At 42.4% G+C, this 18,926-nt stretch carries 22 protein-coding genes and 2 other annotated features (1 of these 24 only partly in view); all 22 genes read right to left on the bottom strand.

Going from position 1 to position 18,926, the window contains the following annotated elements; translation table 11 throughout:
- Nucleotides 1-162: 162 nt before the first annotated feature.
- Nucleotides 163-768: a class I SAM-dependent methyltransferase gene (locus NST22_RS00675; protein WP_003235045.1), complete on the bottom strand. Its 606-nt coding sequence runs from the start codon at nucleotides 766-768 to the stop codon at nucleotides 163-165.
- Between the two features lie 89 nt (nucleotides 769-857).
- Nucleotides 858-1,229, bottom strand: a complete 372-nt coding sequence (rplL, locus tag NST22_RS00670; RefSeq protein WP_003156436.1) for a 50S ribosomal protein L7/L12 — start codon at nucleotides 1,227-1,229, stop codon at nucleotides 858-860.
- A 45-nt stretch (nucleotides 1,230-1,274) separates the two neighbouring features.
- Complete coding sequence (gene rplJ / locus NST22_RS00665; RefSeq protein WP_003235042.1) at nucleotides 1,275-1,775, bottom strand: 50S ribosomal protein L10; 501 nt, start codon at nucleotides 1,773-1,775, stop codon at nucleotides 1,275-1,277.
- Between the two features lie 65 nt (nucleotides 1,776-1,840).
- Nucleotides 1,841-1,981, bottom strand: a sequence feature (ribosomal protein L10 leader region).
- A 45-nt stretch (nucleotides 1,982-2,026) separates the two neighbouring features.
- Nucleotides 2,027-2,725: a 50S ribosomal protein L1 gene (gene rplA, locus NST22_RS00660; RefSeq protein ID WP_003235040.1), complete on the bottom strand. Its 699-nt coding sequence runs from the start codon at nucleotides 2,723-2,725 to the stop codon at nucleotides 2,027-2,029.
- Nucleotides 2,726-2,819: 94 nt separating this feature from the next.
- Nucleotides 2,820-3,245, bottom strand: coding sequence for a 50S ribosomal protein L11 (gene rplK, locus NST22_RS00655; protein WP_003156430.1), 426 nt, complete (start codon nucleotides 3,243-3,245; stop codon nucleotides 2,820-2,822).
- Nucleotides 3,246-3,412: 167 nt separating this feature from the next.
- Nucleotides 3,413-3,946 carry a transcription termination/antitermination protein NusG gene (gene nusG / locus NST22_RS00650; RefSeq protein ID WP_003225764.1) on the bottom strand — a complete coding sequence of 178 codons (534 nt, stop codon included), beginning with the start codon at nucleotides 3,944-3,946 and terminating at the stop codon, nucleotides 3,413-3,415.
- A 178-nt stretch (nucleotides 3,947-4,124) separates the two neighbouring features.
- The gene (gene secE, locus NST22_RS00645) at nucleotides 4,125-4,304 is read right to left on the bottom strand and encodes a preprotein translocase subunit SecE (RefSeq protein WP_004399676.1); all 180 of its coding nucleotides are present in this window, start codon (nucleotides 4,302-4,304) and stop codon (nucleotides 4,125-4,127) included.
- Between the two features lie 33 nt (nucleotides 4,305-4,337).
- Entirely contained in the window at nucleotides 4,338-4,487 is a 150-nt protein-coding gene (gene rpmG / locus NST22_RS00640) for a 50S ribosomal protein L33 (RefSeq protein WP_003156421.1), read from the bottom strand.
- A 92-nt stretch (nucleotides 4,488-4,579) separates the two neighbouring features.
- Complete coding sequence (gene sigH, locus NST22_RS00635; protein WP_003225758.1) at nucleotides 4,580-5,236, bottom strand: RNA polymerase sporulation sigma factor SigH; 657 nt, start codon at nucleotides 5,234-5,236, stop codon at nucleotides 4,580-4,582.
- Nucleotides 5,237-5,298: 62 nt separating this feature from the next.
- Nucleotides 5,299-5,811: a ribosome-dependent mRNA decay endonuclease Rae1/YacP gene (gene rae1, locus NST22_RS00630; protein ID WP_003235032.1), complete on the bottom strand. Its 513-nt coding sequence runs from the start codon at nucleotides 5,809-5,811 to the stop codon at nucleotides 5,299-5,301.
- A gap of 6 nt (nucleotides 5,812-5,817) precedes the next feature.
- Nucleotides 5,818-6,567 (bottom strand): 23S rRNA (guanosine(2251)-2'-O)-methyltransferase RlmB, encoded by a 750-nt coding sequence (gene rlmB / locus NST22_RS00625; protein WP_004399684.1) that lies wholly within the window; start codon nucleotides 6,565-6,567, stop codon nucleotides 5,818-5,820.
- The gene (locus tag NST22_RS00620) at nucleotides 6,551-6,982 is read right to left on the bottom strand and encodes a mini-ribonuclease 3 (RefSeq protein WP_004399685.1); all 432 of its coding nucleotides are present in this window, start codon (nucleotides 6,980-6,982) and stop codon (nucleotides 6,551-6,553) included. Before NST22_RS00620 ends, rlmB begins: the two co-directional genes overlap by 17 nt.
- A gap of 3 nt (nucleotides 6,983-6,985) precedes the next feature.
- Nucleotides 6,986-8,386 (bottom strand): cysteine--tRNA ligase, encoded by a 1,401-nt coding sequence (gene cysS, locus NST22_RS00615; protein ID WP_004399682.1) that lies wholly within the window; start codon nucleotides 8,384-8,386, stop codon nucleotides 6,986-6,988.
- Nucleotides 8,383-9,036, bottom strand: a complete 654-nt coding sequence (cysE, locus tag NST22_RS00610; RefSeq protein ID WP_003225749.1) for a serine O-acetyltransferase — start codon at nucleotides 9,034-9,036, stop codon at nucleotides 8,383-8,385. The genes cysS and cysE overlap by 4 nt, the downstream gene beginning before the upstream one ends.
- Before the next feature lie 68 nt (nucleotides 9,037-9,104).
- Nucleotides 9,105-9,335 (bottom strand) — a binding site (T-box leader).
- Between the two features lie 2 nt (nucleotides 9,336-9,337).
- Nucleotides 9,338-10,789, bottom strand: coding sequence for a glutamate--tRNA ligase (gene gltX, locus NST22_RS00605; protein ID WP_004399675.1), 1,452 nt, complete (start codon nucleotides 10,787-10,789; stop codon nucleotides 9,338-9,340).
- A gap of 90 nt (nucleotides 10,790-10,879) precedes the next feature.
- Nucleotides 10,880-11,356: a 2-C-methyl-D-erythritol 2,4-cyclodiphosphate synthase gene (gene ispF, locus NST22_RS00600; RefSeq protein WP_003225745.1), complete on the bottom strand. Its 477-nt coding sequence runs from the start codon at nucleotides 11,354-11,356 to the stop codon at nucleotides 10,880-10,882.
- Complete coding sequence (gene ispD / locus NST22_RS00595) at nucleotides 11,349-12,047, bottom strand: 2-C-methyl-D-erythritol 4-phosphate cytidylyltransferase (protein ID WP_003235019.1); 699 nt, start codon at nucleotides 12,045-12,047, stop codon at nucleotides 11,349-11,351. The genes ispF and ispD overlap by 8 nt, the downstream gene beginning before the upstream one ends.
- A gap of 14 nt (nucleotides 12,048-12,061) precedes the next feature.
- A complete protein-coding gene (locus tag NST22_RS00590) occupies nucleotides 12,062-13,162 on the bottom strand; it encodes a PIN/TRAM domain-containing protein (protein ID WP_003235014.1) in 1,101 nt (366 codons plus the stop codon).
- Nucleotides 13,163-13,277: 115 nt separating this feature from the next.
- On the bottom strand, nucleotides 13,278-14,360 hold the full coding sequence (gene disA / locus NST22_RS00585; RefSeq protein ID WP_003225736.1) for a DNA integrity scanning diadenylate cyclase DisA: 1,083 nt from the start codon (nucleotides 14,358-14,360) through the stop codon (nucleotides 13,278-13,280).
- Between the two features lie 3 nt (nucleotides 14,361-14,363).
- Nucleotides 14,364-15,740 carry a DNA repair protein RadA gene (gene radA / locus NST22_RS00580; protein ID WP_004399687.1) on the bottom strand — a complete coding sequence of 459 codons (1,377 nt, stop codon included), beginning with the start codon at nucleotides 15,738-15,740 and terminating at the stop codon, nucleotides 14,364-14,366.
- A gap of 91 nt (nucleotides 15,741-15,831) precedes the next feature.
- Entirely contained in the window at nucleotides 15,832-18,264 is a 2,433-nt protein-coding gene (gene clpC, locus NST22_RS00575) for an ATP-dependent protease ATP-binding subunit ClpC (RefSeq protein ID WP_003235011.1), read from the bottom strand.
- A protein-coding gene (locus NST22_RS00570; RefSeq protein ID WP_003235007.1) for a protein arginine kinase crosses the window boundary here: on the bottom strand, nucleotides 18,261-18,926 show its 3' portion. Its footprint extends 426 nt past the window's final position; only the last 666 of its 1,092 coding nucleotides appear in the window; its start codon lies beyond the right edge, outside the window — the gene reads right to left on this strand; its stop codon occupies nucleotides 18,261-18,263. Before NST22_RS00570 ends, clpC begins: the two co-directional genes overlap by 4 nt.

Here is an 18,926-nt window from a genome sequence, read left to right as displayed (position 1 = left end):
AAAAAAGGGTTTCTAATTAAGAAAACCACATCCAAAAACAAATACCGATTTTATTAGCATTTCCATACTTGTATAATTTATACATAGATATTGACAATTCATCATATCAAGCAAAATATATACATTGGCATTTTACAATATTAACATAGTTAAAATACCGAGTCAAACTTTTTTTGCTTTTATGATATAATAGCCTTTCTTTTTTTGAACGACGGAAACTTCATCGAACAGTTCCTCGAGCTTTTCAATGGCAGAAGGCGCGCCTTGCTTTTTCTGTATGACGATCCACAATTCACCTGAAGCTTTTAAGTGTTCAGCGCTTTTCTCAAAGATAGCATGGACAACTTTTTTTCCGGCTCGGATTGGGGGATTTGTAAGAATAGAAGCAAATGTTTGAGCAGAATCAACGTTTGAAAACAAATCGCTTTGATAAATCTTAACGTTTGTTATTCCGTTCTGTTCCGCATTTTCATTTGATAGTTCTACGGCTCTCTCATTAACGTCAATCATGTGGATGGTCCGGTCTTTAAAGTCGCTGGCGAGCGATAAACCAATCGGGCCGTATCCGCAGCCTACATCTAAAATGCCGCCCTCAACCTCAGGCTCTTCAAAAGAATCAATCAGCAGGCGGGAGCCGAAATCAACTTCTTTTTTAGAAAAAACCCCGCTGTCGCTGGTAAACGTGAAATCTTTATTCCGAAGCCTAAAAGACCAGGTTTGCTTGTTGCTTTTTACTGAAGGTTTTTCTGAATAATAGTGCTCACTCATTATTAGAACCTCCTTTTTTCATGGCTTAAAGAATGGCAAAGAAAAAGCTCGCCTCATAAAAGCGAGCTTCCCCTACAGGTAAGTGAAGATTACTTAACTTCTACAGAAGCGCCAACTTCTTCAAGTTTAGCTTTAAGCTCTTCAGCTTCTTCTTTAGCAATACCTTCTTTAAGTGGTTTTGGAGTGTTGTCAACAAGCTCTTTAGCTTCTTTCAAGCCAAGACCAGTGATTTCACGTACAACTTTGATAACTTTGATTTTTTGAGATCCTGCACCAGCAAGGATAAGATCGAATTCGCTTTGCTCTTCAGCAGCTCCGCCAGCAGCAGCTCCGCCAGCTACAGCTACAGGAGCAGCAGCAGTTACGCCAAATTCTTCTTCGATTGCTTTTACTAGGTCGTTCAATTCAAGTACAGTTGCTTCTTTAACGGAAGCAATGATTTCTTCGATATTTAAAGCCATTTGTAATTCCTCCATTTTGTTTTAATTTATGAAAAACTGATTAGATTAAGCGCCTTGTTCTTCCTTTTGTTCTGCCACAGCTTTTGCAGCAAGAGCAAGGTTGCGAACTGGAGCTTGAAGTACGCTAAGCAACATAGAAAGCAAGCCTTCGCGTGATGGAAGTTCAGCAAGAGCTTTCACTTCTTCAACAGTAGAAACTTTACCTTCGATAACGCCAGCTTTGATTTCAAGAGCTTCGTGATTTTTAGCGAAGTCATTAAGAACTTTAGCCGGAGCGACAACATCTTCAGTGCTGAATGCGATCGCGTTCGGTCCAGTTAAGAAATCATTCAAACCATTAAGCTCAGCTTGTTCAACCGCACGGCGAGTCATCGTATTTTTGTAAACTTTGAACTCAACGTTAGCTTCGCGAAGCTGTTTACGAAGTTCAGTTACTTCAGAAACGTTAAGTCCGCGATAGTCAACGATGATCGTTGATTTACTTTCTTTCAGTTTAGAAGCAATTTCTTCAACAACAACTTTTTTTGTTTCAATTGCGCTGCTCATGGTTACACCTCCTGTAGATTCTTGTGTAACACTTATACCGTTAGGTGATCACGACTGAGACGACGGATTCCATATAAAAAGCCTCCATGAGACATGGAGGCTGTATATACAAGCATACGTAACGTAATAGCTGTGATAATATACACCTCGGTAGGATAATTAAGCGGTTAGGCCCCTACTGTCTACGGTATAAATGATATTCTATTTTACAACATTTTGAATAATATCAGAATGTTGATGTCATGTCAATATTATTTTACGTTAAAAGTTGAAGAGTCTACTTTGACACCAGGTCCCATAGTAGAAGTTACAGCAACGTTTTTCACGTAAACGCCTTTAGCTGCAGCAGGTTTAGCTTTAAGGATTGTATCGTACATTGTTGTGAAGTTCTCAACAAGTTTTTCATCCTCGAAAGAAACTTTACCGATAGGAACATGAATGTTTCCAGCTTTATCAACGCGGTATTCAACTTTACCAGCTTTGATTTCGCCGATAGCTTTTTCAACTTCGAAAGTAACTGTACCAGTTTTAGGGTTCGGCATTAAACCTTTTGGTCCAAGTACACGACCGATTTTACCAACTTCACCCATCATGTCAGGTGTAGCTACGATAACATCGAAATCGAACCAGCCTTGTTGAATTTTGTTGATGTAGTCAGTATCGCCTACGAAATCTGCACCAGCAGCTTCAGCTTCTTTCGCTTTTTCGCCTTTTGCGAAAACGAGAACGCGCTGAGTTTTACCAGTTCCGTTTGGAAGCACAACTGCTCCACGGATTTGCTGGTCGTTTTTACGAGGGTCAACCCCTAAACGGAAAGCCACTTCAACTGTAGCGTCGAATTTAGCTGTGTTTGTTTTTTTAACGAGAGCTACTGCTTCAGAGACGTCGTAAGCTTTAGAACGGTCTACAAGCTTAGCAGCTTCAACGTACTTTTTACCTTTTTTAGCCATTTTAAAATTTCCTCCTTATGTGGTTATAGCGGAATAACCTCCCACGAATAAGGGTTGCGAACTTGTTAAAACTCGCAACCCGACAAGAAACAAATTAATCCTCGATTACAATACCCATACTGCGGGCAGTACCTTCAACCATGCGCATTGCCGCTTCAACGTCTGCTGCGTTTAAGTCAGGCATTTTCGTTTCAGCGATTTCGCGTACTTTATCGCGCTTAACGGTTGCCACTTTATTACGGTTTGGTTCACCAGAACCAGACTCAATTCCAGCTGCTTTTTTAAGCAATACTGCAGCAGGTGGAGTTTTTGTAATAAATGTAAATGAACGGTCTTCGTAAACCGAAATTTCAACAGGAATGATTAAACCAGCTTGGTCAGCTGTACGAGCGTTAAACTCCTTACAGAATCCCATGATGTTAACACCGGCTTGACCAAGTGCAGGTCCAACTGGTGGTGCTGGGTTAGCTTTTCCAGCAGGAATTTGCAATTTTACAACTTTAACTACTTTTTTAGCCACGAGACACACCTCCTTAAGTCCGTGATGTGGTAATAGGGTAAACCCTCCCACTCAAGGTTTCATTCTTTATATGAATGACGAAATATCATGCTAGTTGCCTTGGATAAGTCCAAGACGTACCTTTGCTATATTATCATTTATATATAGCAATTTCAAGTTTTTTCACATTACAATTTATCGATTTGGGTAAATTCCAGCTCAACCGGCGTTTCACGGCCAAACATATTAACGAAAACTTTGACCTTGCTTTTATCATAATCAATCTCTTCAATTGATCCTGTAAAGTTAGCAAAAGGTCCGTCTATTACTTTCACTGTCTCTTTCAGTTCAAAGTCAATATCAGTTTTTCGTTCATCCATGCCCATTCTCTTCAGAATGGTTTCTGCTTCCCCCGGAAGAAGCGGCGTCGGTTTTGAACCTGACCCGGCAGATCCTACGAATCCAGTAACGCCCGGCGTGTTGCGGACGACATACCAAGAGTCGTCTGTCATTACAATTTCAACAAGCACATAACCAGGGAATACTTTCTTTTTCACGACTTTTTTCTTGCCGTTTTTGATATCCGTTTCTTCTTCTTCGGGTACGACTACACGGAAAATTTTATCCTGCATCCCCATTGATTCAACACGCTTTTCCAAGTTGGCTTTTACTTTATTCTCATAACCAGAGTACGTGTGAACAACATACCAATTCTTTTCCATTCTATTCAGGACTGTCCAGTCCTTCCCTCCCCGCATTTGGTTTTAGTGAATTACCATAACGCTTCAAAAAATAGGCGGCAAGCCTATGATAACTTTCATTTTAAGCCACAATAAAAAACCCGCTGAACGGGTTTTGGCAAGTAATATTATGATCTATTATAGCACGTATTGCTGATCATTATTCAACTATTAAACGAATTAATTGAGAAATTCCTGTGTCAAGGAGGGCAAAAAAGATAACAAAAAAGATAACTGTTGAAATTACCGTAATGGTATAACGCGTTAACTCTTTTCCTTTAGGCCAGCTTACCTTTTTCATTTCTTTCCCAACATCTTTAAAGAATTTCATAATACGCATGTAAAAGACCTCCACAATTTAAAAGCGCAAAAACTATTTTGTTTCAAGATGAGCTGTATGTGAATTGCAAGTACTGCAGTATTTCTTTACTTCTAATCGCTCAGCCGCTGATGCAGAGCTCTTCATTGTCGTATAATTACGGTTTCCGCATGTCTTGCATGCTAACGTAATCTTTTTTCTCATGTCATTACACCTTTTTCTAAATAGACATTAGTTCTTATCTTTAGTAACATATCATAGTCAGAAAAATACTGTCAATATAGCATAAATTCCTATTACAAACTGATTTCGCGAATTTCCAAGTACTTCTCCAGCTTGCGTTTCACACGCTGAAGGGCATTGTCGATCGATTTCACATGTCGGTTCAGTTCATCAGAAATCTCTTGGTAACTTCTCCCGTCGAGATATAAGACGAGTACTTTTCTCTCTAAATCACTTAATAGTTCTCCCATTTTCATTTCAATATCATCAAATTCTTCCTGATTAATGATCATTTCCTCAGGATTTAAGGTTTTCGCTCCTGAAATGACATCCAGCAGCGTTCGGTCTGATTCTTCATCAAAGATCGGTTTATCTAATGAGACGTAGGAATTCAAAGGAATGTGTTTCTGGCGAGTAGCTGTCTTTATTGCGGTAATAATTTGGCGGGTAATACATAATTCTGCAAAAGCTTTGAATGAGGTAAGCTTGTCCTCTTTGAAGTCACGAATAGACTTATAGAGGCCTATCATGCCTTCCTGAACAATATCCTCTCTGTCCGCCCCTATTAAGAAATAGGATCTTGCTTTTGCCCGAACAAAGTTTCGGTACTTCGTAATCAAGTAATCTAACGCATCACTGTCCCCAACATGAACCTTTTCAATGACCTGCTCGTCCTCCAACTGGCAAAACTGCTCTTTGTTGAATTTTCCCTTGTTGTTCTGTAGATTCACTCCGATCCCCCCGGCGCACGTAGATAGAAATATTATACAGTATTGGGCAAAAAAGCGTCAACTTAATCTAAGTCTCCCCGCCTCCACTTTTCAAACGTTTTCAAAACCTCTTCCGATAAAGCAATTTTACCCGCCGGCTTTTCGGAAGTGATTTTTCTTACCCGTCTCTCTATTCGCCTTTCAATCGTTTCTACCTCTCTCAGAAGCTCCCGGGCCGATTTCCGCAATGCCCCCTGTCCGAAAATCGCCCACTGCTCAGTATAGTCAGAGGTCGCAACGTGAATTTGAGTCGCAATATTATTCAAAGCCTGAGCGAGCTTTTCTATCCGCTCATCAGCCGTCTCATTTTCTTTTGTAAAAATTACTTCAACTCTATGGTTGGTCTGTTTTTTCTCAAGCCCTTTTACGAGATGCGCGTCAAAAACAACAATAACCCTGTTTCCTGTATACGATTGATATTCCGCCATTTTCTGAATCAGTACGTCTCTCGCCTCTTCAAAACTGTTCGCTTTTAAATCCTTCAGCTGCGGCCAGGCTCCAATCATGTTGTACCCGTCTACTAACAGGATATCCATGGGTCTTTATTCTCCCACAGGGTTTCGTTTCCGGTAGACTTCATACATCAAAAGACCAGCCGCGACAGATGCATTTAGTGAAGTTACCTTTCCGGCCATCGGGAGTTTAATGAGAAAATCGCACTTTTCCTTCACAAGGCGGCCCATCCCTTTTCCTTCACTTCCGATGACTAGAGCCAAAGGCATATTGCCGTCCATATTACGGAAATCCTCACGCGCGGACGCATCCGTTCCGACAACCCAGATTCCCCGCTCTTTCATCTCTTCTAACGTCCGTGCCAAATTGGTGACTCTTGCTACAGGAATGTGCTCAATTGCTCCTGTTGAAGCTTTTGCCACTGTTGTTGTCAGCCCGACAGCTCTCCGTTTTGGAATGACGATGCCATGAGCGCCGACCGCATCTGCTGTCCTCATAATGGAACCAAGATTATGAGGGTCTTCAAGCTCGTCCAGAATGAGGAAGAAAGGCTGTTCATTTTTTTCTTCGGCTGCTTTATATAAATCGTCCAGTTCTGCATATTCATACGCTGCAACCTGTGCCACTACGCCCTGATGCTGTCCTGTCACCATTTGATCGAGTTTTTTTCTCGGGACGTATTGAATCGTGATTCCCTGCTTTTTGGCAAGCTCAATCACTTGCTGTGCTTGTCCCTTTACGGTGTTTTCCGCCATCCACAGCTTATACAGCTTCCGATCAGATTTTAACGTCTCGATCACTGCATTTTTCCCTATGACGTAATCATGTTGCTGACTCATTTGTTTTCCTCCCTGACGTCCCGAATTGTATAGCTTCGGCTACGAGCTGACTAAGTCGTTCCTCTTTTTTCTCTAGAAAAAGGTAGCCCAGAAGCGCTTCAAATGCTGTACTGTAGCGGTACGTCTGAACATCTGTATTTTTAGGTGTTGTCCCTGACTTGGCATTTCTGCCTCTTTTCAGCACCGCTTCCTCTTCTTCCGTAAAAAATGATTGATTCTGCAGAAAAAATAGGATCTCAGCCTGTGACTTTGCTGAAACAATCCGGCTTGATTTCTTATGAAGATCATTTGGTTTGGTAAAGCCCTGCTTAAGCAGGTGATGCCTGACATACACTTCAAAAATGGCATCACCTATATAAGCAAGCGCAAGACCGTTAAGCTGCTTAGAATCTTTTATCGTATCAAATTCAAGCATCTGTTATTCTCCCCGTTTCCAGCGAGTGCCTTGAGCCGTATCTTCAAGAATGATATTCATGCTTTTCAGCTGGTCGCGGATCTGGTCTGACAATGCAAAATCGCGATTCCGGCGCGCTTCATTTCGCTTTTCGATTAAGTCTTCAATCTCTTGATCGAGAAGTTCCTGCTCACCCAACGAAAAACCGAGGACAGAAACAATGCGGTCAAACATCTCAATAAACGCCGTAATCACATGATCAGCCGTATGATCTTTCTGAAGATAATAATTGGCGTGTTTCGCTAAGTCAAACAAGACTGAAATGGCATTCGCCGTATTAAAATCATCGTCCATCTCTTCTTCGAATGCTTTGCGGTGTTCTTCAACCTTTTCAAGCCATTGATCGTCATCTTCGGTTAAATTCGTACTGCTGTTCAGACGGTGCTGAAGATTGCTGTACGCTGTTTTTAAACGGCTGAACGCGCTTTTCGTATTCTCCAGAAGCTCTTCTGAATAGTTAATCGGATGGCGATAATGAACAGATAGCATAAAGAATCTCAAAAGCTGCGGATCATGCTGTTTAATGATGTCATGCACAAGCACAAAGTTGCCTAGTGATTTTGACATTTTTTCATTATCAATATTGATATAACCATTATGAAGCCAGTACTTCGCAAACGTTTTGCCTGTCAGCGCCTCAGATTGCGCAATTTCGTTTTCATGGTGAGGGAATGTTAAATCCTGTCCGCCCGCATGGATATCAATCTGGTCACCGAGATACTTTTTCACCATTGCTGAGCATTCAATGTGCCAGCCCGGACGCCCTTTCCCCCAAGGGCTATCCCAAGAGATTTCTCCTTCTTTTGCCGCTTTCCACAGTGCGAAATCAAGAGCATCTTCTTTTTTCTCGCCGACCCGGATGCGTGCACCTGATCTTAGTTCATCGATTGATTGCTGAGAAAGCTTTCCGTACCCTTCAAATGCTCTGGTTTTGAAATATACGTCACCTTCTGATTCATATGCGTAGCCCTTTTTCACGAGCTGATCTACGAATTCGATAATGGCATCCATGTTCTCCATTACTCGCGGATGAAGGTCGGCTTTTCGGCAGCCGAGCGCACCTACGTCTTCAAAGTATGCTTTAATAAAACGCTCTGAAATGGTGGGTACATCCTCACCGAGTTCATTTGCCGCTTTAATTAATTTATCGTCTACGTCTGTGAAGTTAGAGACATACTGCACATCATAGCCTTTATACTCTAAATAGTTTCGAACCGTATCGTAAACGATTGCCGGACGCGCGTTCCCGATATGAATGTAATTGTAAACCGTGGGTCCGCATACATACATTTTCACTTTTCCCTCTTCAAGAGGAACGAATGTTTCCTTCTGTCTAGTCAATGTATTATAAAGTGTGATTGTCATTTTTGATTGATCCTTTCTTTTCTGTCTTCAAGTTCTGCCTTCAGCTCTAAAATCTGCTGTTCCAAAGACTTAAAGCGGTCAGCAACTGGATCGGGCAAATCCTGATGGTTTAAATCGCGTCTTACTTTCTTGCCATTTTGTACAACGACCCGTCCAGGGATACCGACAACTGTTGAAAAATCAGGAACATCATGCAGCACTACTGAACCAGCGCCAATCTTTGAGCCTTCACCGACCGTAATAGAACCGAGCACTTTAGCACCTGTGGCTATCAATGCGTCATCTTTAATCGTTGGGTGCCTTTTTCCCTTTTCTTTTCCCGTTCCCCCGAGGGTAACCCCCTGAAAAACGGTTACGTTATTGCCGATTTCACATGTCTCCCCAATGACAACCCCCATGCCGTGGTCTATGAAAAATCTTCTCCCGATTGTAGCGCCGGGGTGGATTTCTATCCCGGTAAAAAATCGGCTTACTTGAGATATAAGGCGTGCAAGGAAATAAAATTTTCGTTTATATAAAGCATGTGCAATCCGATGCGCCCATATAGCATGTAAACCGGAATAAGTTAAAATCACTTCAAAATAGCTTCTTGCTGCGGGATCTTGATCGAACACAGTATCAATGTCTTCTTTGAGCATTCTAAAAAACACATGCTTCCCCCCGTTTCTCTATCTGATTTCCTCTACCCAATAAAAAAAGCGTCTCTGCATGTAAACATGACAGAGACGCTTTAACCGCGCGGTTCCACTCTGTTTGAAAAGCAGACTTCTGCTCTCCCAACTTCAGCCTGTAACGGCGGCGGCCGCCTTTGAATACTGATTTCAAAAAACGTTCTTCAAAGGTCTTAAGGGCGCACTTCTAAAACCCGGCTCATGGATCTCTCTCAGCCAATGAAGATCCTTTCTGTAATGGCCTAAAGCTTTATACTCTTCCCTGTCAACAATCATTTATTTAGATATTCTTTAAACGCTGAATTGCAGTCTCTTTACCGATCAATTCAATTGATTGCGGCAGTTCCGGACCGTGAGTTTGCCCTGTTACAGCAACACGAATCGGCATAAACAGTTTTTTCCCTTTATGGCCAGTTTCTTTCTGCACTGCTTTGATCGATGCTTTGATATTATCCGGAGTGAACTCCTCAAGCTCTTCAAGCTTCGCTGCGAATGTGCTGAGCACTTCAGGAACCTGTTCTTCTTCCAGAACAGCTTTCGCTTCTTGATTATACTCGATCTCATCCGTAAAGAACAAATCAGTCAGCTCAACAATTTCCGCACCGTAGCTTAATTGCTCATGATACAGGGAAATCAGTTTACGAACCCATTCTTGTTCTTCAGCAGAAAGCTCAGTGCCAACTTTGCCGGCTTTTTGCAAATGCGGAAGCGTCAGTTCAACAACCTGATCAAGATCCAGCTTCTTCACATATTGGTTGTTAACCCATTTTAGCTTATGCATATCAAACAAAGCTGGTGATTTAGATAAACGATTTACATCAAAAATTTCAATAAACTGCTCTTTTGTGAAAAGCTCTTCTTCTCCAACCGGTGACCAGCCTAACAAGCCGATAAAGTTGAACAGCGCTTCTGGCAGGTAGCCAAGCTCTTTGTACTGCTCGATGAATTGAATAATGGATTCATCACGTTTGCTGAGCTTTTTACGGCTTTCGTTTACAATCAGCGTCATGTGTCCGAACTGAGGAATATCCCACCCGAATGCTTGATAGATCATAATCTGTTTCGGTGTGTTAGAAATATGATCCTCACCGCGCAGCACGTGTGTCATTTTCATTAAGTAGTCATCAATAGCTACCGCGAAGTTATAAGTAGGCGTTCCGTCCTTTTTCACAATAACGAAGTCGCCGATGCCATCTGATTCAAAAGAAATTTCGCCTTTTACGATGTCGTTGAAGGCGATGACTTTTCCTTCCGGCACACGGAAACGAATACTTGGTTTTCTGCCTTCGGCGATAAATTTCTCCTGTTCTTCCTGAGTCAGGTCTCTGTGTTTTCCGGAATAACGAGGCATTTCTCCGCGGGCAATCTGTTCTTCACGCTCTTTTTCAAGCTCTTCTTCCGTACAGTAACATTTATAAGCAAGCCCTTTTTCAAGAAGCTCTTCATAGTACACTTTATAGATATCGTTACGCTCTGACTGACGGTATGGACCGTACTCTCCTCCGACATCCACACTCTCATCCCAGTCAATACCTAGCCACTTCAGATAATTCAGCTGGCTTTGTTCTCCGCCCTCAATATTGCGCTTTTTATCAGTATCCTCAACTCGAATGATAAACTTACCGCCTTGATTGCGGGCAAATAAATAATTAAAAAGCGCCGTTCTGGCATTTCCAATATGCAAATGTCCGGTTGGACTCGGTGCATAACGGACGCGTACTTCGTTTCCCATTTTCAAATACTTCCTTTCATGTCATGTATGGCCTCAGGCAAAAATGTATGAATCTATTCTACCACCAAATAGACCCGGCATCAAAACAAGTTAGCCTTTTTGTATCAGTACTGTCGCCTGAGCCGCTATTCCTTCCGCCCGGCCTGTAAATCCAAGCTTTTCTGTCGTTGTTGCTTTTACATTTACTTGAGAAACATCTGCCTCAAGGCCTTCAGCAATTCTTTTTCTCATATCTTCTATGTACGGCAGCATCTTCGGCTTTTGCGCTATGATGGTGCAATCAATGTTCCCAAGGACATACCCCTTCTGTTTCACGATTCCCCAGACATGCTGAAGTAATTTGAAAGAATCTGCGTCCTTGAACTCGGGATCTGTGTCAGGAAAATGCTTGCCTATGTCTCCTTCACCCACAGCTCCCAGGCAGGCGTCAGCGACGGTATGCAACAATACGTCTGCATCAGAATGGCCAAGCAGCCCTTTTTCGTACGGGATTTCAATTCCGCCAATAATGAGAGGACGGCCCTCCACTAATTGATGCACATCAAATCCTTGTCCAATTCTAAACATGTTTATTCCCACTTTCTGATTCCATGATAGCTTCAGCTGACGTCAAATCGTCTGGCGTCGTCAGCTTAATATTTGTATAGCTGCCTTCTACAACACGGACCGAACCGCCCTCCATCTGTTCAACGAGGCTGGCGTCATCCGTCCCTAAAAATCCCTTGCGCTCGGCCTCAGCGTGAGCCTTCATCAATAAAGAAAGACGAAAAGCTTGTGGCGTTTGGACAGCCCACAAGCTTGAACGTTCAATCGTCTCACTGACTTGTAAATCTTGAACGCGTTTAATCGTATCTTTTACCGGAACAGCAAGGATGGCCGCTCCTGTCTGTTCCGCCTCTGCGATCAGTTCGTCAATTTGTTCATGTTTTATAAATGGACGGGCACCGTCATGTACAAGGACAATCTTTTCCTGCTTTACGGCTTTCAGCCCCTTATACACACTGTGCTGTCGCTCATCTCCGCCTGCAACAAGCTCAATTGAAGTTTGAAACGGGTAATCGGACAGCAATTGCTGAAAGTGCTCCCGCTCCTGCTCGTTAATCACCAAAATGATTTTATCGCACTGCCGGTGGCTGTCAAACACTCTTAACGTGTGTATGATCACCGGGTCTCCCTTCAGCTCAATGAACAGTTTATTTCTCCCTGCCTTCATCCGCTTTCCCTGTCCGGCTGCAGGAATCACCACATCATAACTCATTGTTTCTTCTCCCTTTACAGCGCCTTCTCCAACAGCTTAGGCTTCGCAAAAATCATTCGTCCCGCTGCTGTCTGCAGCACACTTGTGACGAGTACATCAATATGCTTGCCGATATAATTCCGTCCTTCTTCAACGACAATCATCGTACCGTCATCCAAGTAGGCAACTCCCTGATTATGCTCTTTCCCGTCCTTAATGACCTGAACATTCATTTCCTCGCCAGGAAGCACAACAGGCTTAACCGCATTGGCAAGGTCATTAATGTTTAATACTGCTACCTTCTGAAGCTCGCACACTTTATTTAAATTAAAATCATTCGTCACAACGACCCCGGATGTCAGCTTAGCAAGTTTGACGAGCTTGCTGTCAACCTCCTGAATATCTTCAAAGTCGCCTTCGTAAATTTCAACTTCAATGTCTAATTCTTTCTGAATGCGGTTCAGGATATCAAGACCGCGGCGTCCTCTGTTTCGTTTTAAAACATCTGAAGAGTCTGCAATATGCTGCAATTCCTCAAGGACAAACTGCGGAATCACGATAACTCCCTCTAAAAAACCAGTCTGACAAATATCTGCTATTCTCCCATCAATAATAACACTAGTGTCCAAAATTTTCAGCTTCTTGTCTTGAACCTCATGTTCTTCATCAGCTGTTCCTTTTTTCTTTTGCATTCTGGCGGAAATGGAAAACAGGCTGATCAATTCATCCTTTTTCTTAAAGCCCACCTGGAAGCCGAGATAACCGAGGAAGAAAGCCAAAAATACAGGAATTATTGTGCTGAATATGCGGTAAGGTATATTGTCTAAAGGAATAACATTTACGATAAGATAAGCAATTATAAGTCCAAAAACTAAGCCAAGACTTCCAAATAACAAATCTGGAACCGGCGCTTTTAACAATGAATCCTCTATCCACTTCACCCAGTTCACAACGTATTCTGTACCCCATATACTGATGAGAAAAAAGATAATTGCTCCTATTGCCGCAGACGTATATGCGTTTGTTATTAAAGGTATGTCCTGTATATTTAACAGTACAAACAATTCAGGTATCAAAAATATACCAACAACGCCGCCAAAAATAATGAAGAACGCCTGAACTATTCGTTTTAACATACCCCCACCTCCTTTTTTAACATTTTAATTTCACAAAGTCTTATGCATCCTACGAATATCAGAATAAACAAAAACCAACATTAATATACCCGTATTCATAAGGTTTTAACCGAAATCACAGTTGTCTGTCTAAATAATGCTTCTCTTGCAGGCGTTTTAATCCTTTTTTGATTTTTTGGGCTCGTACTTCACCGATTCCCTCTACTTCATCTAATTCTTCTGCACTCGCCTCAATAATCCTTGGCAGGACTCCAAATGCTTCTACAACATTTTCAACAATCGGCATCGGAAGACGCGGTATCTTATTTAACAGCCTGTATCCTCTCGGCAATACATAATCATCAAGATTAGTAGAAGCAGGGTAACCGAGAAGCTTATACACAATGGAATCATCCAGCAGATCATAACTGGACATATCCTGCAGCTCCTTCAAGAGAACAAACGGATCTTTAATCTTTTCTTTTACATAGTCCTTAATAAATAAAGCGGCCTCTTCTTCCATATCCGTAATCAATTCAATGACTTGCAGTTTGATCAGATGCCCTTCTGTCCCCAGCTCTTTGATATACATATTAATTTCGTTTTTGATTCTCAGTACCATTTCATAACGATGCATGACAGACAAGACATCACTGAAGGTAACAAGTTCCTCAAACTCTAACGCGTTCAGTGCATTAATCGTTTTATCGAGGATTGTCTTATATTTTTCAAGTGTTTGAATGGCTTGGTTCGCCTTGGTTAAAATAAATCCTATGTCTTTTAGTGTATACTTCATGTTTTCCTGATATAACGTTATGACATTTCTTCTTTCAGAAATGGCGATTACAAGACAGCCAGTTTGCTTAGCTACTCTTTCGGCAGTTCTGTGCCGCATTCCTGTTTCTGATGAAGAAATTGTGGCATCCGGCATCAGCTGAGTATTCGCGTATAGGATCTTTTGACCAGAATCACTTAAAATGATCGCTCCATCCATTTTAGCCAGCTCATATAAATGCGCCGGAGAAAAAGCCGTGTTTATGTGAAAGCCGCCGTCCACCACTTCTTTTACTTTATCATTATATCCAACAACAATCAGACCGCCTGTATTTGCTCTCAAGACGTTTTCCATCCCCGCTCTGAGCGGTGTACCCGGAGCAACAAACTGCAATATAGATGACAGGTCTAACTCGTGTTTCGCCCCTTTTTTCTCTTTTTCCATCTATTATCCTCCTAATGAAGTACGAAGCGCTTCTGCAACATTTGCTACTCCGATAACCTCAATCCCTTTTGGTTTTGTCCATCCATCCAGATTTGCCGCGGGTATGATCATGCGTTTAAAACCAAGCTTTGCCGCTTCTTTCACACGCTGTTCAATTCTTGAAACCCGCCGGACTTCTCCGGTTAATCCCACTTCTCCAATAAAACAATCTGCAGGATTTGGAGGTGTGTCTCTAAAGCTTGATGCAATACTAATCACAATCGCAAGATCAATTGCCGGTTCATCAAGCTTAACGCCGCCAGCCACTTTCAAATAAGCATCCTGATTTTGCAGCAGCAGTCCAACTCTTTTTTCTAACACAGCCATTAACAGAGAAACCCTGTTATGGTCTATTCCCGTTGCCATACGCCTTGGGTTGCCAAAACTTGTTGGCGAGATGAGTGCCTGAATTTCAACGAGAATCGGTCTAGTGCCCTCCATAGAGGCAGTGATACTCGAGCCTGCGGAACCAGCAGAGCGTTCTTCTAAGAAAATTTCCGAAGGATTCAAAACCTCAGTGAGCCCCTCTTCCCGCATTTCGAAAATGCCCATTTCGTTTGTAGATCCGAAACGGTTTTTTACAGCCCGCAAAATACGGAAAGTATGGTGGCGTTCTCCTTCAAAATATAAAACAGTGTCAACCATATGCTCCAACAGTCTCGGACCTGCAATAGACCCTTCTTTCGTCACGTGCCCTACGATAAAAATCGGAATACCTTTTGTTTTTGCAATTTTCATCAGCTCAGCGGTACATTCTCTGACCTGTGACACACTGCCTGGAGCAGATGTAATATCGCTTTGGTAAACCGTTTGAATAGAGTCAACAACGACAAACGATGGATTCATCTCTTGTATAGCAGACGAAATATACTCCATATCGGTTTCAGATAAAACATGCAGTGACGGATTATTAATGCCGAGACGGTCTGCTCGCAGCTTCGTTTGCTTTACAGATTCTTCTCCCGAAATATACAGGACACTGTTTGATGAGCCTGATAATTGAGCGGAAACCTGCAGTAATAGCGTTGACTTTCCGATACCAGGATCACCGCCAATTAAAACGAGGGAGCCTTTAACGACACCTCCGCCGAGTACTCTGTTAAACTCGCCAAGCTGGGTTTTGACGCGGGGTTCTTCTGATGTTTCGATTGATGTAATAGGTGAAGGTTTCTGTACAGTTTGAACAGAATGAGAAAAAGCCGCTCTCCGATTGGCCGGTGCTTTTTTAATCATTTCTTCCACCATTGTATTCCAAGCACCACAGCCCGGACATTTCCCCATCCATTTTGGAGACTCGTAGCCGCAGGATTGGCAGATGAACTTCGATTTTGTTTTAGCCATATATAGTGTAAGACCTCTCCCTTGTTCTATTTCTTGATATGAAAGTGAGGCATACACTTACATGCTGTATGCCTCATTTCCGTCTTCTATATTAATTCGTTTTAGCAGTCGTTTTTACGACAAATTCGCCATCTTCTACATCAAGAACAATATGCTGTCCTTTATGAATATTTCCTCTGAGGAGTTCTTCAGATAAACGATCCTCGACATGTTTTTGGATCGCTCTTCTTAACGGACGGGCACCGTATTCCAGGTCAACGCCCTCTTCCGCGACTTTCGCTTTTGCAGCATCTGTCAATTCGATAGAAAGATCTTGTTCTTTCAGGCGTTTCGTTAATTGATCAGACATTAATGACACAATCTCAGTGAGATGTTTTTTCTCAAGTGAATGGAAGACAATGATTTCATCAATACGGTTGATGAACTCAGGTCTGAACGCTCGTTTTAATTCACCCATCACTTTATCTTTCATGTCTTTATGATTTTGAGTTTCATCCTGAACGTTAAAGCCGACATATTTATTGCGTTTTAGCTCACTTGCTCCGACGTTTGATGTCATGATCAGAATGGTATTGCGGAAATCGACTGTGCGTCCTTTAGAATCAGTCAATCGTCCGTCTTCAAGAACTTGCAGAAGGATATTGAAGACATCAGGGTGCGCTTTCTCGATCTCATCAAGAAGCACGACAGAGTAAGGTTTTCTTCTGACTTTCTCTGTCAATTGACCGCCTTCATCATATCCCACATAACCCGGAGGTGAACCAACAAGTCTTGAAGTTGAATGTTTTTCCATGTATTCAGACATATCAATTCTGATCATGGATTCTTCATCGCCAAAAATGGATTCAGCAAGTGCTCGTGCAAGTTCTGTTTTACCTACACCTGTAGGGCCTAAGAAAATGAATGAGCCGATTGGGCGTTTAGGATCTTTCAATCCTGCTCTTGCACGTCTGACGGCTTTTGCAACCGCTACAACTGCTTCATCCTGGCCGATGACACGGGAGTGAAGAATGTTTTCCATATTGAGAAGCTTATCAGTTTCAGTTTGGGCGATTTTAGATACAGGCACACCGGTCCAGCTGGATACAACCATCGCAATATCATCCACAGTAACCTCTGAGTTTTCCTGCCCTTGCTTCTCTTTCCATGATTTCTTCGTATCCTCTACTTGCTCGCGCAGGCGTTGTTCAGTATCACGCAAGGAAGCAGCTTTTTCAAACTCTTGGCTTTGCACTGCCGCATCCTTCTCTTTACGAACCTCATCAAGCTTCTGCTCAAGCTCTTTTAAGTTAGGAGGCGTTGTAAATGAGCGCAGTCTCACCTTTGAACCCGCTTCATCGATCAAGTCAATTGCTTTATCCGGAAGGAAGCGGTCAGAAATATATCTGTCAGAAAGCTTAACCGCAGCTTCAATGGCATCATCAGTGATAGAAACGCGGTGGTGGGCTTCGTATCTGTCACGCAGACCTTGTAAAATTTGAATACTTTCATCTACAGATGGCTGATCAACCTGAATCGGCTGAAAACGGCGTTCCAGTGCTGCATCTTTTTCAATATATTTACGGTACTCATCAAGAGTCGTTGCACCAATACATTGGAGTTCGCCACGAGCAAGTGAAGGTTTTAAAATATTAGATGCATCAATAGCACCTTCTGCTCCGCCTGCCCCGATTAATGTATGGAGCTCATCGATGAATAGAATGATATTTCCTGCCTGGCGAATTTCATCCATGACCTTCTTCAGGCGATCCTCAAATTCTCCGCGGTATTTTGTGCCGGCAACAACTGTTCCCATGTCTAATGTCATCACACGTTTATCACGCAAAATTTCGGGTACTTCATTATTGATAATTTGCTGTGCCAAACCTTCTGCGATAGCCGTTTTACCTACACCTGGTTCCCCAATGAGAACAGGGTTGTTTTTCGTTCTGCGGCTTAACACTTCAATGACACGCTGGATCTCCTTGCTTCTGCCGATTACAGGGTCAAGGCTGTCTTCCTTCGCAATAGCAGTTAAGTCTCTTGCCAAGCTGTCAAGCGTAGGCGTATTCGCATTGCTGTTTGTTCCTGCCGCTGATGATCCTGTTTCATTACTTCCTAGAAGCTGGAGCACCTGCTGTCTTGCTTTATTTAAGCTGACACCGAGATTATTCAGAACTCTCGCAGCAACACCTTCTCCTTCACGAATCAGACCAAGAAGAATATGTTCTGTTCCCACATAAGAATGACCGAGTTTTCTTGCCTCATCCATTGAAAGCTCAATGACTTTTTTAGCTCTAGGAGTATAATGAATCGTTTGAGACATTTCCTGCCCGCGCCCGATCAAACTTTCTACTTCTTTCTGAATTTTTTCTGAACCGAGTCCAAGCGCTTGAAGAGCTTTAGCAGCAATGCCCTCTCCTTCTCTTACCAGTCCTAATAAAATATGCTCAGTGCCAATGTTATTATGACCTAACCGAAGTGCTTCTTCCTGTGCTAGCGCCAGTACTTTTTGAGCTCGTTCTGTAAATCTTCCAAACATCATATCGATTCATCCTCCTGTCTTTTCCCATTCATTTCTAAGTGAAGCCGTTCTCTGATGAGAGCCGCTCTTCGAATGTCCCTTTCGTTCGGTCGCAAAGCGCCTCCCGAGTATTGCTGTAAAAACCCTGGCTGCGTCAAAATCATAAGTTCGTTAAGTATGTTGCTTGAAAGTCCTTTTATTATGCCTAAGTCTATGCCTAACCGAACATCTGAAAGGCACTTTGCAGTTTCTTTCGATTCTATCATCCGGCAATTAGACAAGACCCCATATGACCGATATACCCGATCCTCAAGTTCGATTTTAGAAGTTTGATAAATCGCTTCTCGGGCAGATCGTTCTTGTTCAATCAACTGAGCAGCAACACTGTTAAGATCCTCTACAATATCCTGCTCTGACTTACCAAGCGTGATCTGATTTGAAATTTGAAAGATATTCCCTACTGCTTCGCTGCCTTCCCCATAAATTCCTCTAACAACTAAGCCTAATTGATTAATTGCCGGTATAATTCGATTTATTTGCCTAGTTAAAACCAGCGCCGGCAGATGCATCATGACCGAAGCCCTTAAACCAGTACCTACGTTTGTAGGACAGCTGGTTAAGTATCCTCTTTGCTCATTGAATGCATAATCAACTTTTTCTTCAATCCAGTCGTCGACCTGGTT

Source organism: Bacillus sp. PS237, assembly GCF_037963345.1.
GTDB classification, from domain to species: domain Bacteria; phylum Bacillota; class Bacilli; order Bacillales; family Bacillaceae; genus Bacillus; species Bacillus subtilis.
Note: the sequence above shows the minus strand (reverse complement) of the source record. Positions and strands in the feature narration are given on the sequence as shown.